The organism is Providencia sp. NPDC089933, assembly GCF_049545585.1.
Taxonomy (GTDB): domain Bacteria; phylum Pseudomonadota; class Gammaproteobacteria; order Enterobacterales; family Enterobacteriaceae; genus Providencia; species Providencia huashanensis.
In genome coordinates this window covers 619085-646066 of record NZ_JBMWDT010000001.1, presented here as the reverse complement: position 1 = coordinate 646066, position 26982 = coordinate 619085, and the positions used below count along the sequence as shown (strand labels likewise).

Annotated in this window: 26 protein-coding genes; 9 read left to right on the top strand and 17 right to left on the bottom strand. The window is 36.8% G+C overall.

Features of this window, described 5'->3' with window-relative positions; translation table 11 throughout:
• Window positions 1–24: 24 nt before the first annotated feature.
• On the top strand, window positions 25–1365 hold the full coding sequence (locus ACPEH5_RS03270; RefSeq protein WP_395346592.1) for an amino acid permease: 1341 nt from the start codon (window positions 25–27) through the stop codon (window positions 1363–1365).
• Window positions 1366–1659: 294 nt separating this feature from the next.
• Here ACPEH5_RS03270 and hrpA read toward each other — a convergent pair whose 3' ends face one another.
• Window positions 1660–5562: an ATP-dependent RNA helicase HrpA gene (gene hrpA / locus ACPEH5_RS03265; protein WP_281110860.1), complete on the bottom strand. Its 3903-nt coding sequence runs from the start codon at window positions 5560–5562 to the stop codon at window positions 1660–1662.
• Window positions 5563–5768: 206 nt separating this feature from the next.
• Here hrpA and ACPEH5_RS03260 point away from each other — a divergent pair, with 206 nt between their 5' ends.
• Entirely contained in the window at window positions 5769–6368 is a 600-nt protein-coding gene (locus tag ACPEH5_RS03260; protein ID WP_042843850.1) for an FMN-dependent NADH-azoreductase, read from the top strand.
• Between the two features lie 63 nt (window positions 6369–6431).
• Here ACPEH5_RS03260 and ACPEH5_RS03255 read toward each other — a convergent pair whose 3' ends face one another.
• The 3 genes from ACPEH5_RS03255 to ACPEH5_RS03245 are packed head-to-tail and all read right to left on the bottom strand — an operon-like array spanning window position 6432 to window position 9579.
• Window positions 6432–6761, bottom strand: a complete 330-nt coding sequence (locus ACPEH5_RS03255) for a YdbL family protein (RefSeq protein WP_042843851.1) — start codon at window positions 6759–6761, stop codon at window positions 6432–6434.
• Window positions 6758–6970: a YnbE family lipoprotein gene (locus ACPEH5_RS03250; protein WP_042843852.1), complete on the bottom strand. Its 213-nt coding sequence runs from the start codon at window positions 6968–6970 to the stop codon at window positions 6758–6760. The genes ACPEH5_RS03255 and ACPEH5_RS03250 overlap by 4 nt, the downstream gene beginning before the upstream one ends.
• Before the next feature lie 11 nt (window positions 6971–6981).
• On the bottom strand, window positions 6982–9579 hold the full coding sequence (locus ACPEH5_RS03245; RefSeq protein ID WP_281110859.1) for a YdbH family protein: 2598 nt from the start codon (window positions 9577–9579) through the stop codon (window positions 6982–6984).
• Between the two features lie 233 nt (window positions 9580–9812).
• On the opposite strand from ACPEH5_RS03245, the gene ACPEH5_RS03240 reads away from it, so the two are divergent.
• Window positions 9813–10811: a 2-hydroxyacid dehydrogenase gene (locus ACPEH5_RS03240; protein ID WP_042843854.1), complete on the top strand. Its 999-nt coding sequence runs from the start codon at window positions 9813–9815 to the stop codon at window positions 10809–10811.
• Window positions 10812–10826: 15 nt separating this feature from the next.
• Window positions 10827–11264, top strand: coding sequence for an META domain-containing protein (locus tag ACPEH5_RS03235; RefSeq protein ID WP_042843855.1), 438 nt, complete (start codon window positions 10827–10829; stop codon window positions 11262–11264).
• A gap of 83 nt (window positions 11265–11347) precedes the next feature.
• Here the strand turns inward: ACPEH5_RS03235 and grxB are convergent, their stop codons facing one another.
• The gene (gene grxB / locus ACPEH5_RS03230; RefSeq protein WP_206227344.1) at window positions 11348–11986 is read right to left on the bottom strand and encodes a glutaredoxin 2; all 639 of its coding nucleotides are present in this window, start codon (window positions 11984–11986) and stop codon (window positions 11348–11350) included.
• A gap of 188 nt (window positions 11987–12174) precedes the next feature.
• Here grxB and ACPEH5_RS03225 point away from each other — a divergent pair, with 188 nt between their 5' ends.
• Window positions 12175–12774, top strand: a complete 600-nt coding sequence (locus tag ACPEH5_RS03225) for a DJ-1/PfpI family protein (RefSeq protein WP_129465883.1) — start codon at window positions 12175–12177, stop codon at window positions 12772–12774.
• Window positions 12775–13291: 517 nt separating this feature from the next.
• Window positions 13292–13603 carry a helix-turn-helix domain-containing protein gene (locus tag ACPEH5_RS03220; RefSeq protein ID WP_042843858.1) on the top strand — a complete coding sequence of 104 codons (312 nt, stop codon included), beginning with the start codon at window positions 13292–13294 and terminating at the stop codon, window positions 13601–13603.
• Window positions 13604–13827: 224 nt separating this feature from the next.
• Here ACPEH5_RS03220 and ACPEH5_RS03215 read toward each other — a convergent pair whose 3' ends face one another.
• The 11 genes from ACPEH5_RS03215 to ACPEH5_RS03165 all read right to left on the bottom strand — a co-directional run bounded on the left by ACPEH5_RS03215 (window position 13828) and on the right by ACPEH5_RS03165 (window position 24109).
• Window positions 13828–14823 carry a fimbrial protein gene (locus tag ACPEH5_RS03215; RefSeq protein ID WP_129465882.1) on the bottom strand — a complete coding sequence of 332 codons (996 nt, stop codon included), beginning with the start codon at window positions 14821–14823 and terminating at the stop codon, window positions 13828–13830.
• Complete coding sequence (locus ACPEH5_RS03210; protein WP_129465881.1) at window positions 14814–17297, bottom strand: fimbria/pilus outer membrane usher protein; 2484 nt, start codon at window positions 17295–17297, stop codon at window positions 14814–14816. The genes ACPEH5_RS03215 and ACPEH5_RS03210 overlap by 10 nt, the downstream gene beginning before the upstream one ends.
• Before the next feature lie 9 nt (window positions 17298–17306).
• The gene (locus ACPEH5_RS03205; RefSeq protein ID WP_129465880.1) at window positions 17307–18008 is read right to left on the bottom strand and encodes a fimbrial biogenesis chaperone; all 702 of its coding nucleotides are present in this window, start codon (window positions 18006–18008) and stop codon (window positions 17307–17309) included.
• Window positions 18009–18127: 119 nt separating this feature from the next.
• A complete protein-coding gene (locus ACPEH5_RS03200) occupies window positions 18128–18748 on the bottom strand; it encodes a fimbrial protein (protein WP_129465879.1) in 621 nt (206 codons plus the stop codon).
• A 1586-nt stretch (window positions 18749–20334) separates the two neighbouring features.
• Window positions 20335–20574, bottom strand: a complete 240-nt coding sequence (locus ACPEH5_RS03195; RefSeq protein WP_166686513.1) for a putative hemolysin — start codon at window positions 20572–20574, stop codon at window positions 20335–20337.
• Between the two features lie 299 nt (window positions 20575–20873).
• Window positions 20874–21083 (bottom strand): hypothetical protein, encoded by a 210-nt coding sequence (locus ACPEH5_RS03190; RefSeq protein WP_166684904.1) that lies wholly within the window; start codon window positions 21081–21083, stop codon window positions 20874–20876.
• Between the two features lie 327 nt (window positions 21084–21410).
• On the bottom strand, window positions 21411–21533 hold the full coding sequence (locus tag ACPEH5_RS03185) for a hypothetical protein (protein WP_259671930.1): 123 nt from the start codon (window positions 21531–21533) through the stop codon (window positions 21411–21413).
• A 29-nt stretch (window positions 21534–21562) separates the two neighbouring features.
• Entirely contained in the window at window positions 21563–22003 is a 441-nt protein-coding gene (locus ACPEH5_RS03180) for a YcgN family cysteine cluster protein (RefSeq protein ID WP_042843865.1), read from the bottom strand.
• A 20-nt stretch (window positions 22004–22023) separates the two neighbouring features.
• A complete protein-coding gene (locus tag ACPEH5_RS03175; protein ID WP_042843866.1) occupies window positions 22024–22680 on the bottom strand; it encodes a fumarylacetoacetate hydrolase family protein in 657 nt (218 codons plus the stop codon).
• A 23-nt stretch (window positions 22681–22703) separates the two neighbouring features.
• Window positions 22704–23792, bottom strand: a complete 1089-nt coding sequence (locus ACPEH5_RS03170; RefSeq protein ID WP_042843868.1) for a lytic murein transglycosylase — start codon at window positions 23790–23792, stop codon at window positions 22704–22706.
• Between the two features lie 47 nt (window positions 23793–23839).
• Window positions 23840–24109, bottom strand: coding sequence for a YcgL domain-containing protein (locus ACPEH5_RS03165; protein WP_042843869.1), 270 nt, complete (start codon window positions 24107–24109; stop codon window positions 23840–23842).
• A 129-nt stretch (window positions 24110–24238) separates the two neighbouring features.
• Here ACPEH5_RS03165 and minC point away from each other — a divergent pair, with 129 nt between their 5' ends.
• From minC to minE, 3 genes are read left to right on the top strand one after another with little or no spacing between them, the layout of a single operon-like run.
• Window positions 24239–24940, top strand: coding sequence for a septum site-determining protein MinC (gene minC, locus ACPEH5_RS03160; RefSeq protein WP_129465877.1), 702 nt, complete (start codon window positions 24239–24241; stop codon window positions 24938–24940).
• Window positions 24941–24963: 23 nt separating this feature from the next.
• On the top strand, window positions 24964–25779 hold the full coding sequence (minD, locus tag ACPEH5_RS03155; protein ID WP_042843872.1) for a septum site-determining protein MinD: 816 nt from the start codon (window positions 24964–24966) through the stop codon (window positions 25777–25779).
• Window positions 25780–25782: 3 nt separating this feature from the next.
• Window positions 25783–26067, top strand: coding sequence for a cell division topological specificity factor MinE (minE, locus tag ACPEH5_RS03150; RefSeq protein ID WP_042843873.1), 285 nt, complete (start codon window positions 25783–25785; stop codon window positions 26065–26067).
• An 84-nt stretch (window positions 26068–26151) separates the two neighbouring features.
• Here minE and ACPEH5_RS03145 read toward each other — a convergent pair whose 3' ends face one another.
• Window positions 26152–26928 (bottom strand): energy transducer TonB, encoded by a 777-nt coding sequence (locus ACPEH5_RS03145; RefSeq protein WP_166684902.1) that lies wholly within the window; start codon window positions 26926–26928, stop codon window positions 26152–26154.
• Between the last annotated feature and the right edge of the window lie 54 nt (window positions 26929–26982).

The window sequence follows — 26982 nt, the reverse complement described above, 5'->3', positions numbered from 1 at the left end:
CTAACCGCCCTTGTTCTTAGTTCAATGGTTGGTGCTGGTGTATTTAGCCTTCCGCAAAATATGGCCGAAGTGGCTAGTCCACTCGCTTTAATCATTGGTTGGTCTATTACAGGTGTTGGGATCTTATTTCTCGCATTTGCTCTATTACTATTGTCTCGAATACGCCCTGATCTAGATGGCGGCATTTTTACCTATGCAAAAGTTGGCTTTGGTGAACTCATCGGGTTTTGTTCTGCGTGGGGTTATTGGCTCTGTGCCGTTGTAGCAAACGTGTCCTATCTCGTTATTGTTTTTGCGGCGATCAGCTTCTTTACTGATACCCCTGATAACATTATTTTTGGTGATGGAAATACCTGGCAGGCATTGATAGGTGAATCAATACTATTGTGGTTTGTTCATTATTTAGTTCTACGAGGCGTACAAACCGCCGCCGGCATCAATAAATTAGCAACAATGGCTAAATTAGTTCCCCTTGGCTTGTTTATTGTCTTGGCGTTTTTTGCATTTAAATTAGATATCTTTAATGCAGATTTCAGCGGAATAGACCTAAAAATGCCGGTTTGGGAACAAGTCAAAGATACTATGCTAATTACCCTTTGGGTATTTATTGGTATTGAAGGTGCTGTAGTTGTTTCTGCACGCGCAAAAAACCGCAGAGATGTTGGTTTAGCAACAGTCTTTGCGGTTAGTTCAGCACTAATCATCTATATCCTTGTTACCCTACTATCACTCGGTATTATGCCTCGCGCTGAACTTGCAGAAATCAAAAACCCATCAATGGCGGCTTTGATGGTTAATTTAATGGGCTCAAGTGGTGATATCATCATTGCTGCTGGGTTAATTATTTCGGTATGCGGTGCTTATTTAAGCTGGACAATCATGGCTGCAGAAGTACCTTATATTGCGGCTCAATACCAGTCATTCCCTAAAATTTTCAATAAATTAAATAAAAATGATGCCCCATCTTCATCATTATGGCTAACCAACGGTGCGGTACAGCTCTCACTGGTTTTAATTTGGCTCAGTGGTAGCAATTATAATACATTGCTAACAATTGCCTCTGAAATGATTTTAGTGCCTTATTTCTTGGTTGGCGCATTTTTGATGAAGGTTGCATTTGAGCGCCATAACAAAGCATTACTTGCCGTCGGATTTATTGCCAGCATCTATGGTTTATGGTTACTTTATGCATCAGGTTTAATTAACTTGCTATTATCTGTGGTGCTATATGCCCCTGGCATTCTAGTCTTTTTCTATGCTCGCCAACAACAGACCAATAAGGCCCCATTAAAAACGATAGAAATAATCATGGCTTATGCTATTGCTGTCGCAGCAATACCCGCACTCTATTATTTACTCGCATAGCGTCCATCATTTAGGTAGGCTTAGTCTAATATTATTAAGCCTACCTTCTTTGACCATATAGGCTCATCATTCTCACTGTATAAATCATCTTTTTTCGTTATCTCCCCCCTCTCTTTGTTTTCAATTTCAACCTAGTTAAATGTTTATTTTGTACGAGCACAGTGGCTAATTGGATGTAATTCTTACAGTATGTTGTAACTAAATTAGGGTGAAAATAGTTTTATTAAATACGAAGCTAAATAAAAAAGCTTCGTGCCGTTAAGTACGAAGCTTTGGTAAATCAAAAGGCGATTATTACGACAATTTTTGCGATAAGCTATCCATCGTCTGAATAATTCTTTTATCTGAAATTGGATAAGGCGTCCCTAATTGCTGAGCAAACAGACTGATACGCAATTCCTCTATCATCCAGCGAACCTCTTGTACTTCAGGCATATCTTTTTGAATTGGTGTCAGTTTTGCTAACCATTGCTGCCACATATTTTGAATGTGTTCGACTTTACTCATTTGAGCCCGGTCACGATTTGGGTCAATAGCCAACTTTTCAAGGCGACGCTCAATACCATTTAAATACCGCAACACGTCGGGCAAACGTTTCCAACCATGAGCAGTGACAAAGCCTTTAAATACCAGCCCCCCCATTTGTGCTTTTATATCAGAAAGTGCTAGAGCCATCGAAAAGTCTACTCGCCCTTTCAAACGTTTACTAATTGCAAATACTGCACTAAGAATTTGCTCAACTTGCTTTGCAATAGTGACAACGACATCGTTTAATTCAGCACGAGCAAACTCTTTAAGCTTCTCAAATTGCGCTTCATCCCACACAGCTCCACCAAAATTAGCAATTAATTGGTCTACCCCACAAGAGATACAGTCATCGATTAGGTCTAAAACTTTACCATAGGGATTAAAATACAACCCTAATTTCGATTTATTCGGTAGTTTTTCATGCAAATATTTAATGGGTGATGGAATATTTAGCAATAATAACCGGCGAATACCACACCACATCGCTTGCTGTTGCTCAAATTCTGTTTCAAATACACGAATTCCTACACTGTTTTTTTCATCAACTAAGGCCGGATAGGCTTTAACTGAATACCCTCCTCGCTTTTGCTCAAAACGTTGAGGTAATTCGCCAAAACTCCAAATATGTAAACCAGATTGTTCAATCCCATCGTCAACGACCTCAGAGAGTGTTTCTTGCACTTTTTCCTTCAGGCTATTTTTCAAAATATCGAGATCTTGGCCTTCCGCAATAGTTTTATTTTTGTCGCCAATAACACGGTAAGTCATTTTTAAATGTACAGGAAGTTGGTCAAGCTGCCACGCTTCACGTTCAACAGTCACTCCAGTCATCCGACGCAATTCTTTTTCTAGCTTGTCTAACACACTACCTTCAGGTTCTGGCACACGCTCAAGAAAGGCTGAAGCATAGTTTGGCGCAGGAACGAAGTTTCTTCTAATTGGTTTGGGTAATGACTTAATTAATGCAACAATCAATTCATGCCGTAAACCTGGCACTTGCCAGTCAAAACCCATATTCTGCACCTGATTTAAAATAGCGAGAGGAATATGTACTGTCACGCCGTCTGCATCAGTGCCTGGTTCAAATTGATAGCTTAAGCGAAATTTAAGCTCCCCTTGATACCAATAATTGGGGTAATCAAGCGCCGAAACTTTACTGGCATCTTCTTTGATTAACATGCTTTTTTCAAAACTTAGCAAGTCTGCCTGCTGTTTTGACGCAGTTTTCCACCAGTTATCGAAGTGGCGTGAAGAAATCACATCATTCGGGATCCGCTGGTCATAAAAAGCAAATAAGGTTTCATCGTCAACTAATATGTCACGTCGACGTGATTTATGTTCTAAATCCTCAACTTCAGATAACAGTTTAAGGTTTTCTTTAAAAAATGCGTGACGCGTTACCCAGTCCCCTTCTACTAAGGCGTGCCGAATAAATAACTCACGACATAATAAAGGGTCAATGTTGCCATAATTCACTTTCCGCGCTGAAACAATCGGTAATCCATATAAGGTCACTTTCTCTGATGCCATTACCGCACCTTCAGATTTTGACCAATGGGGTTCACTATAGCTATACTTCGTCAAATGCTCTGCTAATGGTTCAATCCACTCAACATCAATAGAAGCCGCAATTCTCCCCCATAATTTTGATGTTTCAACTAACTCTGCAACCATTGCCCATTTAGGGGGCTTTTTGAATAAACCTGAGCCAGGAAAAATGGTGAATCGCGCATTCCTTGCTCCAGTATATTCTGGTTTATCAACATCCTTTTGCCCGATATGTGAAAGTAACCCAGCCAATAAAGAAATATGGATACTACGAAAATCAGCTGCTGAGCTATTAATCGTAAAACCTTGTTCTTTTACAACTTGCCTTAGTTGCGTATATAAGTCTTGCCATTCACGAATACGTAAATAATTTAAAAACTCTTGTTTGCACATTTTCCTAAATTGAGCGTTAGACAGCTGTGTTTGTTGCTCTTTCAGGTAATCCCAAAGGTTTAAAAAAGCCAAAAAGTCTGATTGTTTGTCATGGAAGCGACGATGTTTTTCATCAGAAGCTTGTTGCTTATCCAAAGGCCTTTCTCTTGGATCTTGGATTGAAAGCGCAGAAACTATGACCATCGTTTCCCTAATGGCACCATGTTTTCTCGCCTCAATAACCATACGAGCTAACCTCGGGTCAACAGGCAGTTGGGCTAATTGACGACCTGTATCTGTTAATTGGTAGCCCTTATCTGCCTGCCTATGAGGTTTAATTGCCCCGAGCTCCTCCAACAGTTTTACGCCATCTTGTATATTACGTTTATCAGGAGCCTCTACAAATGGGAATGCAGAAATATCACCAAGGCCTATAGAAGTCATTTGCAAAATAACTGAGGCTAAATTGGTCCGTAATATTTCCGGGTCAGTAAACTCCGCTCGTGAAAGAAAATCCTCTTCCGAATATAGGCGAATACAGATACCATCAGAAACACGCCCACAACGCCCTTTTCGTTGATTCGCAGAAGCTTGTGAAATGGCCTCGACAGGCAAACGTTGCACTTTTGTTCGATAACTATAACGACTGATCCGTGCATAACCTGTATCAATTACATATTTGATACCAGGTACTGTTAATGATGTTTCTGCTACGTTGGTCGCTAAAATAATTCGCCTTCCTCCATGAGGATGGAAAATACGATTTTGTTCTGTATTAGAGAGCCTTGCAAACAAAGGAAGAATTTCAGTGTGACGTAATGACAACTTTGATAAAGCATCAGCAGTATCACGTATTTCACGTTCACCACTCATGAATATCAGAATATCACCATTACCTTCTAGTGATAATTCGTTAACAGCATCAACAATCCCATCAATTTGGTCACGGTCACTGTCATTATCTCCGCCAACAATTGGGCGATAACGCACTTCTACAGGGTAAGTACGCCCAGATACCTCAACAATTGGCGCATGATTGAAGTGCTTCGAGAACCTTTCAGGATCAATAGTTGCTGAAGTAATAATAACTTTTAAATCAGGGCGTTTGGGTAATAATTGACGCAAATACCCTAAAATGAAGTCAATATTTAAGCTTCTCTCATGTGCTTCATCGATAATAATCGTATCGTATTGTAGGAGTAATTTGTCATTCTGCAGCTCTGCAAGGAGGATACCGTCCGTCATCAATTTAATTTGGGTGGTTTCACTCACTTGGTCACTAAAACGGACTTTATAACCCACATTAGTGCCCAATTCACACTCTAATTCTTGTGCTAACCGAGAAGCAACTGACCTAGCAGCAAGGCGACGCGGTTGGGTATGGCCAATATAGCCGAGTACACCTCGTCCAAGTTCAAGACAGATTTTTGGAATTTGGGTTGTTTTACCTGAGCCAGTTTCACCTGCAATAATAACCACTTGATGTTTTTTAATCGCATCAAAAATAACATCTTTTTTCTGGCTGACCGGTAAATTATCAGGGTAAACAATTTTAGGTGGATTTAACCTTTTGGCTAACACCTTCTGCTTAGCCGTTTCAATATCCGACTTAATGATATCAAGTACAGCTGAACGCGATTTTTCATCTTGAATTTTCGCGACTCCATGCACTCTTTTTTTCAGTAACCATTGGTCACGTAATGAAGTTTGTCCAATATCAGCGTTTAATGCTGTCAGTATGGATTTCACTTTTTAATCCTTATATTTTTAATTACAATTACGATAGTCATTAAACTTCGCCGTTTAGAAGTAGCATTTAGATTAGGTTTTGATTGTTGTTATTACATAAAAATACCATCATTTTTTTTGAAGTAAGCTATCTAATTTTCTTTCTATCAATCAGTTATGTATCACGTATGATTAGAGTAAAGTAATACAATAAATTTGAGGAACATATGAGTAAAATATTACTATTGAAATCAAGTATTCTTGCTGACTACTCACAAAGCAATAAAATGGCAGATTACTTTATTCAGCAATGGCAGGAAAAATACCCAGCAGACGCAGTTACTGTACGTGATTTAGTCAATCAGCCGGTCCCAGCAATTGACAGTGAAATTTTAGCAGCTTTTGGCCCTAGTGACACGAAAACAGAACAACAACAAGCACATTTAGACCTATCAAATGCATTAATTGAAGAAATCAAAGCTCATGATACGATTGTTATTGCAGCACCTATGTACAATTTTACGATTTCGTCTCATTTAAAACACTACTTTGACTTTATTGCACGTTCAGGCCATACCTTTAAATATACAGAACAAGGTTCCGTTGGTTTATTAAAAGATAAACGCGCTTATGTATTAACAAGCCGAGGCGGCATCTATAAAGATACACCTGCTGATACTATGGTGCCTTATTTAACATTATTTTTGAATTTTATTGGTATCAGCGATATTGAGTTTATTTTTGCTGAAGGGACTGCGTTAGGACCCGATTCAGTTTTACAAGCTCATCAACAAGCTCAAGAACATATAAATAACATCATAAATTAATAAGCACCTCATATACCTAAAGCTACCATTGTTATAATTTGCGCGCTTTCTTAGTGCGCTTTTTTAATTCTTTTGTAGCCATTGCCCATTAATTCCACGTACATACTCCCCTTCACTTGCTCGCTCAACTAATTTCTGCCCAGCAATTCTCGCTACTTCGCTAGTTTTTAGATTGTTTTTTTTAGCAATCTCACTATACTTTTTTTCACGTTCTTGATTAATTTGGTTTGCCAACTTTACAGCATCTGGATTATTTGTATTAACAGGGGCTAAGTATCCTGATAATGTTTCTCCTAACACCCCTCGATCTTTCGCTTCATCAATTGTTAATGCCATAGATTGAAAAACACTAAACAATGAGCATAAGGCTAACACTTTAATTATCTTACTCATTTTTCACTTACCTCGCCAAATAGATCACTGTTTTCCTTAAGTAACTCCTCAACCTGCCTATCCGCTTTTATTTGGATTTCATGCTCAATTTTCACATTCATATTAATGTTAATTGGCTTATCCGGGGTGGCAACCTCAACTCGCAAACAAGCTGATAATAAAAAGGTTATTACTACTACTGTACTCAGTTTCAATATATTCACATTCATCCCTACGCCTATTATAAATTTTTTTCTAACCACTCTTCTAAAGAGCTACCAAATCGCAAACTACGCCATAGTTGAAAGATATTTTCTTCATGATGATAATTTAAATGAACCTCACGCCTTTTCTTTTCTTGTGTGTTATAACCTTCAAGGATCGTTTTCATCGTTAACATCCCTAAATTAGTTATATTTACATCTGTTCTGCTACGCTGTATTTCTAAATACTGCAACCAACTCATTGCAGAACCTGCAGATATATTATCTTCACGAATAGAATCGACAAATTGGGTATCTAACCGTAAAGTCAGCGGCCCACTGTTTTCCATCCAACCATTTTTAACTATCCATTCCGGATTATTTAAATAAAATGGCAGCTCTCCATTAACTTTACCTGAGACTGCAAACTGTGACACTTTCAGTATGGTAAATAACTGGCTAAGTTCAATTTGTCGCAATTTAATCGTTGAAGCTTGTGTCTGTGGCCAGCGTAATAAATCCATTGAAATATTCCCTCCTAATGTCTTAAAACCGACATTAGTTAGCTTCAATGGCGCACTATCTGTTGGAGGATAACTTCCAGATAAATCAGCTTTAATATCCGTAAGTTCAAATAAATTATTTAGTTGTTTAATCCGTAATTCAACAGGTGTTTTTCCACCCAAAGTCCATGTGCTTTGCTTTAACCGCCATGGTAATACAAAATTTAACCCCGATAGGTCTCCATCTTTCAGCCAAAGGCTAGTATTTTCAACTCTCCAGTGCCCACCAGCAATAAAGCCATCTTCAGGTGTAATAGAAAATGCAGCTTGAGAAAATAATTTACCCTGTTTTAATTCAATACCAAGATCTGCGGGTATTAATGTTTGAAATGCAGTCACTGATTGCTCAGGCCAACGGGCTTCACCTCTTAGCCTTTCCCCATCCCAACGACTAAAAATCACAATTGGCCCAACATCCTTAGTACTCAGGTCGCCTTTTAACTGAAAATCAGCAGGTGATTTACCATTAATATCTGCATTTACCGTGATTTTTGGTAAATAACTTTCTTTACCAAATTGCATTCGTTCACTCGTAAGTTGCAATGACCCCTTAAAGTTAGCTTTGTTGAGATCTCGTTGCCAAGATAAAGGTTTTGTTAATTGCAAACGCGGTGCACTCATCGACAGTAAACCATAGTGTATTTGGTTAAAACCTGTCGTTAAATTATTTAGTGTAATCAGTGTATCTTGCCAACTACCATTCCCTTTAATATCCCAATTAGCAGAGATTGAAGGCAATACAGCATTCCCCCAATAATTCCAAAACCATGTGCCGTTATCGAGGGTAAATTTATTGGCTTTACCATCTAAATGGATATCAAAATCCCCCCAATATTGCTCTTTAACCTTTAATATCGCTTGTAGAGGCCCGGAAATACCCTCTTCACTAAGGGAAGTGCCTGCAAGAGGTAAACGGATTTCTTTAATTAATACTGTTGGTGATGCTCTTCCATATGCTCTAAGTAATGACCCCGATAAAAATGAGATTTTTGCCGCGGTTAGTTCGCCTGATACTTGAGCTGGCAAGTTGATATCTAAAATCATATCTTCATATTTCACTCTGCCATTAAGCTGAAAATTGACCGCAGTATTTATTAAATCAATATGTGTTGGGGGCAGAGTTAATACTAAGTTTGCTTTTCCTTTTTTCCCTTGAGTCAATAGATTGATTCGCCCTGAAAAAACCATTTCACTCAATATATTATTCCAGTTATTAACCTGTAAGTTTATTCCCCCTTTTAAAGGAATATCAGCCTCATCCCACTGCCATTTACCGTCGGATATTTGAATAACTTCAGGGGTTAAAACCCAAGGAAGGTGGAGTATTTCTTGCTGTTTGTCTATATCAACGACACTTATTTTACCTTTATTATTTTCCCAACTAAATTTAGCAGTCAGGAATTTTTCAGGGTTTAATAATTTAAAATTAGCGTTTAACTCACCTTTCTCAGGTAATCGATTTGCCGTCAAAGGTAATTGGATTTCACCTGAAAGCTCTAACGTTTGTTTTTGTTCTGGGAGGTATGTAGAAAATTCTTGAATAACCAATTGATTATCCGCGGTAATTAAAGAGGTTAACTGTAAATTATCTCCTCTAAAATCCAATTTTAAAGGATCAGTATGGCTACTTCTGAGCCATAAGCTACCTTGGTAGTCCTCCCAAGGATGAACGTCTACATTTTTTATGACAAGCGAAAACTCGGGAATACTGCCTATCAGCTGCTCAACATTTATAGCATCATCTGTGCCATGACTACTTGATTTAATAGCACTAAAACATTCAGGAGCCACAGTGAGGTTATCAACAATAAAATGCAATGGGAATATTGAAACCCGAGTATTTTTTATCTCAACTAACTTGCATTTATCGACGTTTAGATTGATCTCGCTAAGTTGTAATTGCCCTTCTATAATACGCGGCGCTGAAAATGAAAGCTTCAACGGTTCAGGAAGATAGTGAGAAGCAACCACTGGAGCCCAACGAGAAATGGTAATCCATAATAATGCTAAGAGAGCAATACTTACCCCTGAAAAACAAAGTAATATCATAAATGCTCTTTTTAATAGCTGCATTAGCTTCGTCCTTGTCTGATTTGATCTACACTGCAAGTAATGAAGTTCATTCGACTGTCACATTAACTCATTGTCTAGCAAGCATAAACTATATCTGATTGTAAACAGATACCTATTTTCTTAATTTATAGGTGATTTACAAACTTAATTGCCTTATTCTGAGTTTATATTTTGTAGGTACACATTTTTACCTACTGTTATTTTATTGGTTCCTAAAAACTGGAGTCTCTCTGATGAAAATTGTTTCTTATAGTACCAAACTGTATGACCGTAAGCACATGGAACAAGTTAATCAAAGTTCTGGGTTTAATTTTAATATTGAGTATTTTGATTTTCCATTAACGGTTCAGACTGCAAAAAATGCGGTAGGTGCTGATGCTATTTGTATTTTTGTTAATGATGAAGCCAACCGTGCTGTTTTAGAAGAATTAGCTGCATTAAACATTCGAATTTTAGCTTTACGCTGCGCGGGTTTTAATAATGTCGATTTACAAGCGGCTAAAGAATTAGGGATTCAGGTGGTACGTGTGCCTGCTTATTCCCCAGAAGCCGTTGCTGAACATACTGTTGGCATGATGCTATGCCTAAATCGCAGGATCCACCGAGCATACCAACGGACAAGAGATGCTAACTTCTCTCTTGAAGGTTTAACCGGTTTTAACATGCACAACCGCACTGCTGGCATTATTGGAACAGGTAAAATTGGCCAAGCCACTCTACGTATTTTAAAAGGTTTTGGGATGCGACTCCTAGCCCATGACCCATATCCAAACCAAGCAGTTTTAGATCTTGGGGCTGAATATGTGGATTTAGATACCTTATATAAGCAATCAGACGTTATTTCTCTACATTGCCCATTAACCGCAGAGAATCATCACCTACTTGATGAAAGTGCGTTTAATAAAATGAAAAAAGGGGTCATGATCATTAACACCAGCCGCGGTGCACTCATAGACTCTGTTGCAGCAATCAATGCGTTAAAATCACAAAAAATTGGTTCGTTAGGTATGGATGTATATGAAAACGAACGTGATTTATTTTTTGAAGATAAGTCTAACGATGTTATACAAGATGATGTTTTCCGTCGTCTTTCATCTTGCCATAATGTGTTATTCACGGGGCATCAGGCATTTTTAACTGAAGAAGCGTTGATAAGCATTAGCCAAACAACGCTTAATAATATTCGCCAAATTAATAGTGGTGAAACTTGCCCTAATATTGTTAATGCTTAGTTGGATAATGGAACAATGAAACACCTAATTCCACTTACAATTTTAAGTGTACTATTAGCCGCTTGCCAAACACATCAAGTGAATGCCAGAAATGACGACCAAGAACTTAGAAACAAATTAATGCACCATCGTTTTATTCTGACCGAAGTTGACGGCAAAACGATTCAAAATAAACAAACAACGCCATCTATTTCTTTTGGTGAAAAAATGTTTATTTCCGCATCAATGTGCAATGATTTCAATGGGTTCGGTAATATTAACAATGCTAAAATTACCGTTAAAGATCTAAATAAAACAGAACTTGAATGTGTCGATGAAGATTTATCAAAATGGGACCCATTAATAAAACGAATGTTAACTGATGGTGCAACTGTTACGTTGAAAAACAATCAACTTGTCTTGATTCAAGGGCATTACAAACTCGTGTATACCTTACGTGATTATATGAATTAACAGGCAAGATTACCTACTCACGGTTTGCATTCTATTGACTAAAATGCCTCCTGTTGGTAGGCATTTTTCATTTAACACAAAAATTATTTGGCTTGGTCAAACAGTAAATTAATCTTCGCGGCTTCTGCAATACGGGTCATATAATGGCTAATATTTGTACTGAATGACAATTCGTCGACAATACTCAAACTACGTAGAATCGGGAAAATAATAAAATCATTAATATCAATAACTTCCCCACGTGTTTCTAACCACGCATCTAATAATGACATTTGAGGTTCTAACTCTATTAATAAAGTGTGAGTTTCTTTCTTCAGTTCTCCTAAATCACCATGCGATTTGGTAGAGCGTTCAATATAAGCCTCCCTTGCTTTAGTTGTACTGATTTCAGGAAAATCAGTTTCAGTGAAGCGAGGTGTCACAAGTTTATAAACGACTGAAGATACGGCCTTAGACCAAGTTTCTATTTCAGGGTAAATCGTTCCATTAGCATATTTAGGTTCATTAAGGCTATCAATATAATGGACAATATCTAAGCTTTCCGGTAAATAGCTGCCATCCTCTTTTTGCAAGATAGGTAACATTTTTTTACCTATCATACTGATAGGTGTTTCTTTATCATCATCCAGTAAAAAAACCTGTTCTACCGCTAACTTTTTCAAACCAAAAATCATTCTGGCTCTGACACAAAATGGGCAATGGTCATAAACATATAGTTTCATTTTTAACCTCATTGTTCAGGGAGTAAAAAACCCAATACATATTTACAGTATACTTTAGTGATTTTGTTTATGTGTGAATGATTTGTAAAATTTCACTTACTTTTAGTGTTAATAAAGTGCACAAAATCCCAATAATGAAGTAATAATCATGGCAAAATAGCCACATTACAGAAATGCCAGAGAGACTTATGACGTTAGACTCTATTGCTATCATTCTTTTTAATGAATTTGAAACCCTTGATGTCATGGGGCCTGTAGAGGTATTTGGCCGCTTAGATAATTGCAAAATTAACTTTATTTCCCCTTCTGGCTTACCTATGACTAGCTCACAAGGTGTCACACTTGAAACTATACGAGTAGATAAGCCTCGCTATAAACATATTTTAATCCCAGGGGGACAAGGCACTCGGCCTTTATCGCAAGACGATAGGTACATCCAATGGTTAATGAAACAATTTGAGTTTGCTGATACTGTGATTTCAGTTTGTACAGGATCTGCACTCATTGCAAAAACCCCTCTTTTAAATGGGCTTCGCGCAACCACCAATAAACTAGCCTATGACTGGGTTACATCGCTAAATAAAAAAATTTTATGGCAACCTAGTGCAAGATGGGTGCATGACGGAAAATTTTATACCTCTTCAGGTATTAGTGCCGGTATTGATATGTCGTTGCAAATTGTTAATGATTTCTATGGGTTAAATATAGCAACTGATATCGCTATTAAAATGGAGTATATATGGAACCAAAACCCAAAACATGACCCATTTGAAAAAGTCATCATATAAGATTATTTAAGCATTTATTTAAATTAATAAATACTCACATTTTATTAATATTATTAACCTATTAAAGCGTGTGTTTTATAGTTAACTTATATTTAGAGTTAATATATTAAGCATAAAATTAACAATATAACACCACATTCTTAACTTTTTCATTTGAATTTTATAGTTTGCTATTAAAGATATCGTAATTGGTTGTATTTATAGAGTTACCTATAGTACTTTCAATATAAAACATGCCCAGATTGAAAGTATTAAGCTAAATTTTCTATCTTTCACTTGCGCTAACAACCTTACTTTCAAGCAATAAAATAAAATTAATTATTTTTACTTATTAAGTGATACAATCCCCCTACTAAAAATAATGTTATTTTTTATTAATCATTAGTTGTAAATGGAGATTTTTATCATAATTATCATCATTAGAACTTTTAAAGTACTTTAGTTTTTAATATACTATATAATGTAAATCTTATTAAAAATATTAAATATAACCCTTCATATAAATTGAGGATGTCATATGGACATTCATACTCTAATAGGTATCAAGATAAAAAACCGGAGAAAAGAACTAGGTCTATCTGGAGCCAATTTAGCTAATAAACTAAATTTAAGCCAACAACAAATATCACGTTATGAAAATGGTATTAATAAAATACCAATTAATCATTTGGTTGATATCGCAGAAGCGCTAAATTGCCCTATTGAATGGTTTTTTCAAGGTTATGTAAGTAGTTCAAAATCAAACGAAAACGGACTATCTAATGAACTTAATCAAGAGTTAAGATACACCGCTGAAAGTGTTATCGCCCCTTCTAAAGATCAATATTAATACAATCAAAACATTAAGTTCATACAAATAAAGTACAAATAACATAAGCATTTTTATGCCATGTTATTTGTACTTTTATTTTTCTAAGATTATTAAAATAAAATGGCTAATCTTCTACATAAAGATTAGCCATTTATTTAAAGTTGATTTTATCAACTTACAGAACATCACCAAAAATTTAGTTTAATTATAATCACACTAAATCAAAATTTATGTATAAAACTTTAATCATAGGTAATATTAAAAACCATTTTAGAATTTACTTCTCCAGCAGAAATTGTACGGCCATATTGGTAATAACGAGCTTTATAATTTAAATCAAGATATTTTGTTTGCCGGTCAACTAAACGTCCAACGTTGTATTTTTCATTAAACATAAGTGGTTTATTAGCTTTACGTTCTAAAACTTGTATACCAACCCCTGTAGCTCCGCTACTGGATTTATTCTGATTAACCAAAACACCTTGTCGGTTATTCATATTTGTTGGAATATCGCCGCTGAAAGTCATATTAACATTTGCAAAACCAGAAATACTAACACCACCACTGCATATTAATCGAATATCAAAATCTTTTTCGCCTGCCGTCGCCCCTGTACCATTCAGCTGTGAGCGCTTAATAGGATCAAGATACACATTTTTTTCAGTTCCCCCTTCAACTTGGCAAGAAGGTGAAACTATTGTGATAGCTTCAGCATCTAACTTAGTAATTAAAAACGGGTCGTTGTTTGGAGTATATCCATAAGACGTATAAAGACCACTTGCTATAGTTCCAGAACCGGTAACCGGAGCAGTTTTCACCAGAGTTAAAATAAATTTTGAACCCGCAAGATAATAGTTACTTGATCTAGGCGCATAAAATGTATCCGGGTACGTCATTCTCACCGCACCTTCACGGTGAAATTTCATACCAATTCCTGGCACATTTGTCTGGTAAATTTTGTTCCCTACTGGAACTAAACTTGGCATAGTCACGGAGGCTGTTATCGGTGTATTCCTCGTACAATACGCATAAATAGCACTTGAGTTTTCCCGCATATCCCATGTTTGCTCCGCAATGGTATCGCCAACATTTAAGTTAGGGTCTACCACGACTCTCCCCATCTGCATATTTAATTCATATGTCCGGGTTGAAGTTCTATTACAATACGCAGAAGCATAACTCGCGGTAAGAAACACACCAACTCCGATATACAAGCAAATTTGTTTCGTTATTGACATAAACTTTCCTTACTATTGCCAGCTTCTAAAGAAAATGAACACTGCCCGTTTTCCCATTTTATAATTGCCACTTTTGCAGTTTCGCTACTAATAAATACTGTACCACCTTGACCAACGATACCTATGGACTCACCATCTATATCAGTAACATTCGCCCCAAATGGCAATGGCTTATTTCCAGGTCTTACAACATTAAATGCGATATTCTTTTCGACTTTAGTACCAAATTTAACCTTAACGATACTCCCTTCATAAGGAACAACTTGCGTTGCTGTATTTTCAAAAACAATATCTTCAGGACTTCCTTTTGGATCAATTTCTACATTATTAATGCGATAAGCTCTGACATAAGGAGCAATAGCATAACCATTTCCGTCAATCCGTGTTCCCGGTGCTCCCATGATTGATGCACCTTCCGCACCTTTCGCTTCAATTAAAGCCAACGTTGTTGAAGTATTTGGTGTGAATGTGATGCCTTCAGAGTGCACAATCATTGAACCATTTGCACCAAGCCCAAACTGACGATACCCCTGACCTTGGCTATAGTTCGCATTCGTATTAACAAACGGTGCACGATAACCCGTATTCAAACCAATATTTTTCTGTCCACCATTTGCAACTGAAGTATTTACGCCATAAGTCCAATTATTATCTCTATCAAATGCACCACTCGCACCGATTTGGCTGGAACCAAATTTTTCATTATTGAATGTCGTATTTGAAGTTAATGTTGCGCTCTGACTCTCACCGAAATACAGTGGGTAGCTAAAGTTTAAGTTGATTCGGTCATCTTTTTTATTATTGGTATTTTCCGCATAAACTCTCATAAATGCGACGCCATAAGAAAGACGATTAAAATTATTGTTATAACTCAGTTGGTATTGCTTTTCTGTCCCTGACTTATCCCAGTAATTAGAAATACGGCCCGTAAAATAAACCCCACCATAACCATCAGGAAGGTTTTGATTTACTGTATAACTAAAGCCATTTTTCTCGCGTCCTAATGTATTCTCTACGCCACGCTTATCGTTATCTATCGCATATAATGCATTACTGACGTTATAGTAATCTTTCGTTGAATACCGATAAGCAGCTAATACCAAGTTAGTATCCGTTTGAGTAAACAAACGACTAAATGTTAGACGGTAACTTTGCCCATTTTCTGTTCTATATTTAAATGCGGTTCTAGACTGAGTTAAATCCACAGCAACTGCACCAAACCCAGTGTTAACACCAGTACCAACTAAGTAAGCTTGATAGTCATCAAATGCAGTGACACCACCATAAAGCGTAAACGTATTATTCAAACCATGTTGAATAGTACCTTGCATAATAAATGGACGATTTCTCAACCCATCAGCATCAGCTTTACCACCAGCAACTTGATAACGTGTAAAACCAGGACGTAATAGCTGTGCTAATGATGAATATGGCACGCTAAAGCTACTTTCACTTCCGTCAGCTTCTTTTACTGTTACAACCAAATCATTCCCGTAACCTGATGGATAAACATCCGTCAAGCTAAAAGGCCCAGGTGAAACCGTTGTTTGATAAATAATAGAGTTATTTTGTGTTACTGTTACTAAGGCATTACTTTGTGCTATTCCTCTGATTTCAGGCGCGTATGTTGCCATTCCATCAGGATACATATTGTCATCTGTTGCTAGTTTTGCACCACGCAAACTAATACTGTCAAAGAGATCACCATCGGTATAAAACTGCCCTGCTGTCGCTTTTGATTTTAGTTCGGCGATTGGTTTTTGCAGATATGTTTGATTGCTATTCCAATTCGTCCCGCCATGACGCTGCCAATTAAAGTTTCCAATATGTTTGAGTAGCCATCCATCAAAACTTAAACCAGCATTCAGCCCTAAATAAGCGCTAGCGTTATTCGTTCCCTTTGAGCCACTGGTATGGTTATCATAATAGTTAGCCATATAACCGATATTTAGTGCAGGAATGCCCGTTTCCCAAAATTGAGGAGAAACATAACCACGGGAAGTTCTCTGTTCATATATTTGTGGAACAGAAATATCCAAACGCAATGTAGAAGAATGAAATGTATCTACAACGTCTTTTTGATCATTCCAATCCATTAAAGGTAAACAAGTATTACTATCTTTACTAACCGTAGGATTTAGCTTTTCAATATTAATACCAAAGTCAGAAAGCATTTCTGGTGTATAACACACCCCTAGTTGACCGTTTTTTTGTTCTTCAAAATTAAGATCGTAGCGCCCCTTCCAATTGTTATTCGTATATACGTCAACTGAATATTTACCGGGGCTGATCCCTGAAGAATTGAAACGCGTTAAATCAACATCTTCCTTACTACCTATAATAAAACCACTATTAAATTCATAGGTTGTATCTTCTTCACCCCAAGCATTAAATGTAGGCACCATGCATGCAGTGACAAAGCAAGTCACAGAGAGCGTATTGCTATATTTATTTATTAACTCTCGCTGTTTCATTATATATTCCTATTTAACGGTGGTTTTCACCGCAATATCTGACCCATAATCATTAATATTATTAATTACGATATGACTTCCTGACCTTACGGCTTGTTTTAATTCAACTGTCGTTTGACTTTTTGGTTCTAATAAAATTGTTTTTTCATTTAACCCTGATTTACCATCTGTTGAAATTTTTGTAATGGTAATATAGTAAGGTGTCGGGTTATCTATGATAATGCTCTTGCCATTTGCTTTTATAACAAGTTGCTCTGGCGCTAATTCACGGCTACTCAGCCCTGCTGGCCGATAAAAGAATTTAAATCTAGAACGGATCGCTAGTTGCAATACATTCTGACTATCCCCTTCTTTAGCTTTAGCCATAGGGGGAATATCCAAAATATTCAACCACCATAAGCTTTCGCGATCTTGAGGAATACTTCCTTTATCCATTAATTTGATTCGTAACGTTTGCCCACCTTTAGCTTCTACACGCGAAATTGGTGGTGTAATCTGAAATGGGGTTTTTATCGTATCTGGTGTTTCTGACGCATCTCCTGTATCAAGCCACGCTTGTGCAATTGCAGGACGATCGGCAGTATTATTTAATTGCACGGTAATTTCTTTTTCATTTCCAGGATAAATAAACCGTGTACCATTAACGATAATATTATTAGCAAATGAATGCATACTGAAAATGAAGCAGAAGATAAATACTATTGCTTTCATTTGAACCTCAAAATAAAAGCGGCAGTATACCTACCGCTTATCAAAGTAATGCTGATTAAATTAATATTTAAACAATGCTTATGTAATTAAAACTAATAAGGAATTAACTTATTACATTCTTATTGGTAAGTGATTTCATAAGTTGCATAACTTTTAACTTCACCTGTTGTGACATCTTTAGGTGTAGAAGTTGCGTAACCAACGTAGTATTGGAAACGAGCTCCATTCTCAACTTTAGTTAAGTCACCTTTAACTTTTTTCTGAGATGGGTTACCAGGAATGATTTTACCTGATAAGTCAGAGCTATCATCAGTTGAAAGTGCCAATTGAATATTTTTAGCACCTGTAGTTTCAGTATTTGCTAAGTAACCTTCTGAGTTACCTGATGCACCTTGCAGTAAGTTACCACCAGTCCAGTTAACGTTTAATAACGTTTTATCGATCGCGGAATCATTAGCTGCATCTTTAACATCTGCTGCAACACAGTTAGTTACGTCAATAACAAAAGATTTTGGTTTTAACAATGCATCTGCACCACCATCACGAACTTCTGTTAATGAAACTGGCGCTAAGTAAACGCTAGCATCACTACCTTGTCCATCCACAGAAACAGTACAAGAAACATCGGTCACTTTACCGTGAAAGTTAACTTGGCCGCCACCAACGTTGGTGCTTGCAGCGTTAGCTGTTGATAAGCCAATAATAGTTGTTGCAACTGCAGTCAGTAGTACTTTCTTCATTTTCATTTCCTAATATGAGGGTATTTATTTTTCACATTAAAAAGAACTGATTAAGTTTTTTGTTTTATTGTTAGGCAAAAAATAAATGCAAGAGCCTAGTCATACATAGAGTATGACTGGTAGTTTATGCTTCACTTTGAACCATTCGTATTAATGCAAATAAATATATTTCTTAATTAGTCCTATTTAGAATTTATAATCATATGCTCTATATGATTTCGAAGAGAGGATACATAATAACTTAAGTTTTATTAAATCGTTTTTACCATCGCTTATTTATTTTTTAATAGGCAACACCTATTAAAACTGATCTATTGATTGAGTTACTTGATGTGATCATTTCACTAAATTACTCGTGCTGCGCTTAAATTTTAGAAAAAAATCTTAATTTTATTGAATTATAGATTTAATTAACTATTAATTCCTAATAAATTAGATTTATATGAACAACAAAAAATACATTTACCATATTAAAATGATACTAAATTACACATTTTGATACTTTTAGTCGCAAAATAACACTAGCATATATCTATTAACGACTATCACCTAAAGACTATATCATTAATTTTATTAATGTATTTTTACTGGTATTCGTAATAAATTTCGATTTCAAAAAAAAATTTAATACCGAATTGTTATGCTTAAAACCTAAAAAACACACCATGAGTGTATAAGTGAGTTTTTATATCAACAGTCAGCTTTGGTCGTTATTAAAATTCTGAAATGTGTGTTTTGGAGGGAGAAACATCGATTTTAATTAAAATAATAATATTTATGATGAGGACAAATTTAGAATGTTAACGAAAATGACGATAAAATCGCAATATAATCCTCTTTTCATTCAACTCTAAATTATTACTAAAAACTCAATATCAACTTGTACAAGTAAGCCTATGTTAGAAAAAATTATCATTGTTTTTGATATAAAATAAAAAAACAGAATCGCTGCACAAACTATAAACTAACTTATGTCAATTTTTCTATTTTATAACCATATGAAAATACGCGTATTTTCTCAAACCGAACAACAGCCAAAAATGTGATCTATACACCGTTTTTTATCATTAAGAATATTCCTAATTTACTCTCATGGTGTGTTAAAGTGTGATCCTAAGCTTAAAGCCATCAATAAAAGATGTTTTTCTTACCCTCATTTATGCATAAAAAAGAGAGTTTACCGTTTTTCAAAATATTCAATCCCGTGAATAACGCTCATTTTTTGTCGATTACATAACATAAAGTAGCTATCTCCATTTTAGTATCATAATTTAACAATTTTGAGACATTAACAGATAAAAATATTTTATATCAATAATTTGCCATATACCGACTAGCTTACCTTTACTAAATCAATATGCCTTTCTTAAAATGTCGCCTAAAGTACATACGGAATAGTTGACGGATACTATCTGCAACATATCATTCCGTTATCTGCTTTATGACGAGCAAAAAACGATTGATACTCATTTAATATCGGCTAATAAATTGAAATGATTAATCACTAAAAAAGGAGAATGCCTGATGGTGGTATAGCAAAAGCCCATAAGGAGTAGAGCCTTTGCTAATAACGATGAAAAGGAAGGTTAGTTTGAATGGCCTTTACGATATAGCTCCCATTCTTCTATTCTTTCTTTTGAAGGCAAAATACAATAGCCAACCTGCCCGCTAGGAGTATCAACCGTCTCAGATTTACCACCAGATTGTACACAATATACCGATGCAGGATTAGGCATCCCTACTGCTTGTTGAGGCTCTGTTTTAGTATTTTTAGATACACAACCCGCTATTGCTATTAACGCAGTAAAAATGAATATTTTTTTCACACAACCCCCTATTTACGTTAGGCTAGCTTATTATAAATAAATAATAGCAAACTAACAACAAATTACCGTAAATACCACCTATTAGTAGGTAAAAATACTACACGTTAGTGTTGTATATTAAAAATGTCATTATTATTTTGGATACGACAATTTGTGTCGATAAGATAAAAAAGAATCTAAGGGTTTAGACTCTTTCTGCTATATGGAAGGAATACATAGGATTATAGTTAGTTAATTTTAGTGATTTTAGTCTATATCTAGTAAGAAAAAGAGAGGCCTTATCACCCCAAGCGGCCTTATTATTTACGCTTTCTACTATCAAAAATAACAATTAATACTCCAAAAACTGCAACCAGCAAACTACCAATAATATAATTTTGCCTATCAAATGCTAAGCCTGTGTCTTTAATCGACTCTCCATAAACAATAGGGATACTAACATCCATATTATAAGAAATAATCGCTGTAATTAACCCAATGATTGTGAGCACAACACCAAACGTTTTCATTCCAGACCCTCAAATCACTTCTGTTAAAATAGGGTAGCGGACTATCTTTATAAAAGCAAAGCAAGGAGCCACTAGTTGTGCGGCTGCTATTATAAATGGGCTTTTTTTTTGCGTAACTACAATAATAAATGTGTTCTAAGGCACAGTTTAATTGGAAATTTCTGCTTAATAAATTAAGTGTTTTTAATAAGCTAAAACAATCGAATGATATTAATAAATAATTTTTTATCGTTAAAGTCAACATATGAAATAATATCTATGCTTAAAACTGGCATTATTCCAAAATAGTTCTTTCGATATTATTGATTCTATTTAACTCAATAATGTCTAAAATGTATAAAGCATCGTCTCTGCATACTGACAGAATTTTTCGATAAAAACCCCAAGAGCAGGCAATAAAGATGCATTGATGAGAATAGATAAAGCTGCGGTTAGTAAAGAGATACCCATTAAAATTACCTTACCAATGAGGGGGAATATTACCCCCTACCCATAGGCCGGTTCATAATGTGTTCTTCCCAATCCACCACATCAATTTCTTTTACAGCAATATGGCGAACCGAAATACCCTCACTATGCATCGCAGCTTTTGAACCTGTTTTCAATGGATGCCAAGCAGGGAGCGACTTACCTTCAAGTAACAAACGATAAGCACACGTATTGGGTAACCACTCAAACGTTTCTAAATTATAACGATTAAGTTTAATACAGTCCGCTTCATAACTAAACCTGTCTTCATAATGCTTACATTGACATGTTTTTAAATTTAGCTGATTGCAAGCTACATTAGTAAAATAGATTTCATCAGTGTCTTCATCCATTAATTTGTGTAAGCAACATTGCCCACACCCGTCACAGAGAGACTCCCATTCCTCATCCGTCATTTCATCCAATGTTTTAACTTGCCAAAACTGCGACATAATACTAATTAATCCTATAATTAAATAATTCGAGTAGTCAGCGAATGATCATTTATCGATAACTTCAGCATATCACCAGAAGCCAATGGGCCTACACCTTCAGGAGTCCCAGTCAAAATGACATCCCCTGCACGTAGAGTAAAGAAACGGGACATGTAGCTAATCAGTGGTAAAATTGGGGTGATCATATCACGCGTCGAGCCGCTTTGGCGAACTTCACCATTAATTTCCAAAGAAAGCTCAATATTTTGTAGGTCATTCGGGTTACTAACAGGAATAAAACCAGAAATTGGGCAAGAACCGTCAAAAGCTTTGCTTTTTTCCCATGGCTGCCCTGCTTGCTTAAATTTAGCTTGTAGATCCCGTAATGTTAAATCCAGAGCAACTGCATAACCGACAATAGAACGCGAAACTCGGTCTTCATCGGCATTTTTTAACGGCATACCAATTAAAATTGCCATTTCAATTTCATGGTGAACCTCACCAAAATCTTTTGGAATAACAATTGATTGTGTAATATCGCATAAAGCTGTTTCTGGCTTAATAAAAACCACAGGCTCTTCAGGAACCGCTGACCCCATCTCTTTAATATGCTTTGCATAGTTACTACCCACACAAACTACTTTGTTTGCTGGGAAATCAAGTAACGCACCTTGCCAATCACGATGTTGATACATAAGGGGACTCCTATCTACTATCATTATTTTATTTTGTTAGCGATGCCATCTGCCATCATACAAACACTCAGTGCAAAATAATATGAGCGGTTCCAATGCATAATGGTGCGAAAGTTTTCAGTCACTAAAAATGTTCTCCCTTCTGGATCATCAGGGATAACTACCCATGTTTTCACGTCTGGAGATAATTGCGCACTTGTAGGCAATTTAACACCTAATTGTTGCCATTCGCTCACTGTTTTCCCTTGTTCAGTTTTTACGCCTTCCAGAGTTCGATTGAAATCAGCAGGTAAAGTGACTTGATAACCCCAAGGTAATTGTGATTGCCAGCCCTCAGTTGATAGGTAATTGGCAATAGAGGCAAAAACATCGGCCTTATTAGCCCATATATCCATTTTCCCATCGCCATCGCCATCTGCGGCATAGGATAAGTATGAGGTTGGCATAAATTGGCTCTGCCCCATCGCCCCGGCCCATGAACCTTTCAATTGCTGGTCTTCTGGAATGAAGCCTTTATCCATTATTTCAAGTGCGGCTAATAATTGTTTACTAAAAAGCGCCTCTCTACGCCCTTCGAACGACAGTGTCGCAAGAGCAGAAATGACATCCTCTTTCCCTTGAGAGCGCCCAAATCCACTTTCTAATCCCCATAACGATACAATAAATTGGGGTGGCACCCCATATTTTTGGCTAGTGGAATCCAACAAGTTTTTATTTTCTAAGTATTTATTATACCCTGCGTTAACCCGTGATTGTGGCAAGACATTTTTTAAATAGCTGGCTAATGTAACGGTCGCTCTTTTTTCTGGCTGACCTTTATCTGCTTTTACCACTCGCTCTATAAAATGTATATTAGCAAAGGCTCGCTCAATCGTTGCGGGTTTAATCCCTTGTGCAACAGCATGTTCTTTTAGTAATTCCACATAGGCAGGAAATTGCTCTGGTTCACGTTGTTCAATTGGAAATGCTTTATCTAGCGCGGCAACTTCTTGAATTATTGCCTCGTTTTGTTTTGCAGTAATCGGTTGAGTTACCACGGATTCAGGTTGTGTCGCAGAACAACTTGCTAAAAGCAAACCAGCGACTAATGTATATAATAATGTTGGTTTCATTCGTATCCTCCAGACAGAATTACTTTTCAGGATTTTCTTAATTTGCTTCAGTTATTCAGTTCTTTGTGTTCTGAAAGCAAATTTTCCACCGGAGGTGGGAATTGTAGGTAATAACCAACATCGATAAGATCGGCCTTAACACGTGCTAAGTCAGCATTGGCAAGCCTGTCGCGTTTATCCAACGCAATAAGCATAGCAAATTGTGGTGTTCCAAATTGGGCTAATAAGTCCTCAGGAACCCGTGAAAAATCATCTTTCTTTTCAATATAAAGATAAGTTTGCTCACGCTTAGGGCTTCTATAAATTGCACAAATCATTATATTTAACTCTTTTTCTTAGTTCATTAGCTTGCTTGAAGAATACAGTAACTATAACATGCTATTGTTTTACAGAATATCTTCACCCGAGGATTGTTTCGGAAATTTTAATTTGCTGAGTCTAGATAGATGCCACAATCGCCAATAGAACTTAAAGGCAGCAGTTTTACTCTTTCAGTAATTCACTTATACAGTGAAGAGCCTAAACTCATCAAAAAAGCGCTGCAAGATAAAGTAAGTCAAGCTCCTGACTTCTTTAAAAATGCCCCTGTCGTAATTAATATTGCTGAACTATCACCAAATGTAGACTTATCGAGTATTCACAAGTCCGTTATTTCAGCTGGTTTACGAATTGTCGGTGTCAGCGGATGTACTGACCCACAGTTACGACAAAAAGCAAATGATGTTGGTTTACCGGTATTGAATGAAGGTAAAAGCCAAAAACCTGTTGAAGTGCAAGCTGAAACTCAGGTTACGACGGTTCAAACTGAGCCGCAGTATCGTAAAACTCGAATTATAAATACCCCTGTTCGTTCTGGGCAACGCATTTACGCACCAAATAGTGATCTAATCGTCACAAGTAATGTGAGCGCAGGTGCAGAACTGTTAGCAGATGGTAATATTCATATATATGGCATGATGAGAGGTCGCGCATTAGCAGGTGCCTCTGGTGATGTTGAAAGCCAGATTTACTGTACTCACTTGCAAGCTGAATTAGTTTCAATTGCAGGTGAATATTGGTTGAGCGATCAAATCCCTGCTGATTATCTTGCCAAAGCAACTAAACTTCGTTTAGTTGATAATAAACTTAACATCGAATATTTAATTTAGACCTTATTTACAAGGAATTATTCATGGCACGCATAATTGTAGTGACTTCTGGTAAAGGTGGCGTTGGTAAAACCACTTCAAGCGCGGCCATAGCTACTGGCCTGGCACAAAAAGGAAACAAAACGGTAGTGATCGATTTTGATATCGGCCTACGTAACCTTGACCTTATTATGGGGTGTGAACGTCGAGTAGTGTATGACTTCGTGAACGTCATCCAAGGTGACGCTACCCTAAATCAGGCACTGATTAAAGATAAACGCACCGAAAACCTATTTATTTTACCCGCTTCACAAACTCGCGACAAAGATGCATTAACTCGTGAGGGGGTCGCTAAAGTCCTTGATGAATTAAGTGATAACTTGGGCTTTGACTTTATCGTTTGTGACTCACCAGCTGGTATTGAAAGTGGCGCATTAATGGCGCTCTACTTTGCTGATGAAGCTATTATTACTACAAACCCAGAAGTTTCTTCCGTCCGTGACTCTGACCGTATTTTAGGTATTTTAGCCTCTAAATCACGTCGTGCTGAAAGAGGTGAAGAGCCAATTAAAGAACATTTACTACTGACTCGTTATAACCCAGGCCGTGTTACCCGCGGTGATATGCTAAGTATGGAAGATGTACTTGAAATCCTTTGCATTCCTTTAATTGGTGTTATTCCTGAAGATCAATCGGTACTGCGCTCATCTAACCAAGGTGAACCCGTTATTTTAGATACTGAGTCCGAAGCGGGCCAAGCGTATGATGATTGTGTTGCACGTATTTTAGGCGAAGAACGCCCTATCCGTTTCATTGAAGAAGAGAAAAAAGGTTTCTTAAAACGCCTATTTGGGGGATAAATAATGGCTTTATTGGATTTCTTTCTGTCGAGAAAAAAACCGACAGCGAATATCGCAAAAGAGCGATTGCAAATCATCGTTGCAGAACGTCGCCGTGGTGATAGTGAGCCCCCATATCTGGCCGATATGAAACGCGATATTCTGCAAGTTATTTGTAAATATGTTCAGGTTGACCCTGATATGTTATCAGTGCAGTTTGAACAAAAAGGCGATGATATCTCTGTTCTAGAGCTCAATGTTACGTTACCTGAAGGTGACGAAATAAAAAGTTCAACAGCTGAAAAATAATTTGCAAAGAAGCCGCTATTTACTATGGCGGCTTGCTTTTCAACCCAAGCATTACATCGCTGTGATGCCAGTCTTTCTATCTTATTATTTCTCTAATGAGAAATAAATTGTTAGGCTGTTCAATGCATTAACACCTTCAGGTTTTACACCAACAGATCTGTAACGTCTAGTTGCGTCAAGTACTGCTTTACCAAACATTTCACTATGTTCAGACCTCACAATATAAACATTAGTTAACTCCCCTTGCGGTGTAATTTCAAAGTGAACAACAACATGGCCCTCCTTATTCATCATTTTCGCTCGCCGTGGGTATTTTTTATGGCGTTCTAACTCATTACGTATTCTTGTAAGGTAATTTAACCGAATATCATTGCTATTATCGCCCACCATTCTCGTTTTCTGCTCCCCTTGTTCTCCACTCGCTAGCGATTCTATTTGGTTATCCCCCTCCTTAAACTGCTGCTCAGTTTCATCATGGTTTATTTTTTCTACTATCTCTTTCGAGATGACCCGTTTTTTATTCTCACTCTCTGAGCTTTTCTTGGGCTTATTCAAATTAATTTTTGTTTTTGATGAACTGTCTTCGCTATGCGTTTCACTGTTTGTTTTTGCGACCTCAATTAGTGCGCTTTCCAATTCAACTGGCGAACTCATTAATCCACCAGAGCCAACAAGGGGCTCTTCAGTTTTAGCGATTTGTTTTTCAACCAGTAATTGAGATAGAGCAACCGTTATGACATCTGAATTAATCGGTACCAATATTTTTGCAGATACTGAACTGCTCCGTAGACTGTAATAAGTTAGCCCACCATGTAGCAGTAATGAGACAATAACTGCATACACAAAACGTGAATAAGTCATCTCTTTTCCTACATAAAAAACCCTTTATGCGACCACACTTCACCACATAAAGGG

What these genes read in the sequence shown, in the direction of transcription:
- ACPEH5_RS03270 (WP_395346592.1), top strand. Translation starts at nt 25, where the DNA reads ATGGTTGGTGCTGGTGTATTTAGCCTTCCGCAAAATATGGCCGAAGTG.
- ACPEH5_RS03260 (WP_042843850.1), top strand. Translation starts at nt 5,769, where the DNA reads ATGAGTAAAATATTACTATTGAAATCAAGTATTCTTGCTGACTACTCA.
- ACPEH5_RS03255 (WP_042843851.1), bottom strand. Translation starts at nt 6,761, where the DNA reads ATGAGTAAGATAATTAAAGTGTTAGCCTTATGCTCATTGTTTAGTGTT.
- ACPEH5_RS03250 (WP_042843852.1), bottom strand. Translation starts at nt 6,970, where the DNA reads ATGAATGTGAATATATTGAAACTGAGTACAGTAGTAGTAATAACCTTT.
- ACPEH5_RS03245 (WP_281110859.1), bottom strand. Translation starts at nt 9,579, where the DNA reads ATGCAGCTATTAAAAAGAGCATTTATGATATTACTTTGTTTTTCAGGG.
- ACPEH5_RS03240 (WP_042843854.1), top strand. Translation starts at nt 9,813, where the DNA reads ATGAAAATTGTTTCTTATAGTACCAAACTGTATGACCGTAAGCACATG.
- ACPEH5_RS03235 (WP_042843855.1), top strand. Translation starts at nt 10,827, where the DNA reads ATGAAACACCTAATTCCACTTACAATTTTAAGTGTACTATTAGCCGCT.
- grxB (WP_206227344.1), bottom strand. Translation starts at nt 11,986, where the DNA reads ATGAAACTATATGTTTATGACCATTGCCCATTTTGTGTCAGAGCCAGA.
- ACPEH5_RS03225 (WP_129465883.1), top strand. Translation starts at nt 12,175, where the DNA reads ATGACGTTAGACTCTATTGCTATCATTCTTTTTAATGAATTTGAAACC.
- ACPEH5_RS03220 (WP_042843858.1), top strand. Translation starts at nt 13,292, where the DNA reads ATGGACATTCATACTCTAATAGGTATCAAGATAAAAAACCGGAGAAAA.
- ACPEH5_RS03215 (WP_129465882.1), bottom strand. Translation starts at nt 14,823, where the DNA reads ATGTCAATAACGAAACAAATTTGCTTGTATATCGGAGTTGGTGTGTTT.
- ACPEH5_RS03210 (WP_129465881.1), bottom strand. Translation starts at nt 17,297, where the DNA reads ATGAAACAGCGAGAGTTAATAAATAAATATAGCAATACGCTCTCTGTG.
- ACPEH5_RS03205 (WP_129465880.1), bottom strand. Translation starts at nt 18,008, where the DNA reads ATGAAAGCAATAGTATTTATCTTCTGCTTCATTTTCAGTATGCATTCA.
- ACPEH5_RS03200 (WP_129465879.1), bottom strand. Translation starts at nt 18,748, where the DNA reads ATGAAGAAAGTACTACTGACTGCAGTTGCAACAACTATTATTGGCTTA.
- ACPEH5_RS03190 (WP_166684904.1), bottom strand. Translation starts at nt 21,083, where the DNA reads ATGAAAACGTTTGGTGTTGTGCTCACAATCATTGGGTTAATTACAGCG.
- ACPEH5_RS03185 (WP_259671930.1), bottom strand. Translation starts at nt 21,533, where the DNA reads ATGGGTATCTCTTTACTAACCGCAGCTTTATCTATTCTCATCAATGCA.
- ACPEH5_RS03180 (WP_042843865.1), bottom strand. Translation starts at nt 22,003, where the DNA reads ATGTCGCAGTTTTGGCAAGTTAAAACATTGGATGAAATGACGGATGAG.
- ACPEH5_RS03175 (WP_042843866.1), bottom strand. Translation starts at nt 22,680, where the DNA reads ATGTATCAACATCGTGATTGGCAAGGTGCGTTACTTGATTTCCCAGCA.
- ACPEH5_RS03170 (WP_042843868.1), bottom strand. Translation starts at nt 23,792, where the DNA reads ATGAAACCAACATTATTATATACATTAGTCGCTGGTTTGCTTTTAGCA.
- ACPEH5_RS03165 (WP_042843869.1), bottom strand. Translation starts at nt 24,109, where the DNA reads ATGATTTGTGCAATTTATAGAAGCCCTAAGCGTGAGCAAACTTATCTT.
- minC (WP_129465877.1), top strand. Translation starts at nt 24,239, where the DNA reads ATGCCACAATCGCCAATAGAACTTAAAGGCAGCAGTTTTACTCTTTCA.
- minD (WP_042843872.1), top strand. Translation starts at nt 24,964, where the DNA reads ATGGCACGCATAATTGTAGTGACTTCTGGTAAAGGTGGCGTTGGTAAA.
- minE (WP_042843873.1), top strand. Translation starts at nt 25,783, where the DNA reads ATGGCTTTATTGGATTTCTTTCTGTCGAGAAAAAAACCGACAGCGAAT.
- ACPEH5_RS03145 (WP_166684902.1), bottom strand. Translation starts at nt 26,928, where the DNA reads ATGACTTATTCACGTTTTGTGTATGCAGTTATTGTCTCATTACTGCTA.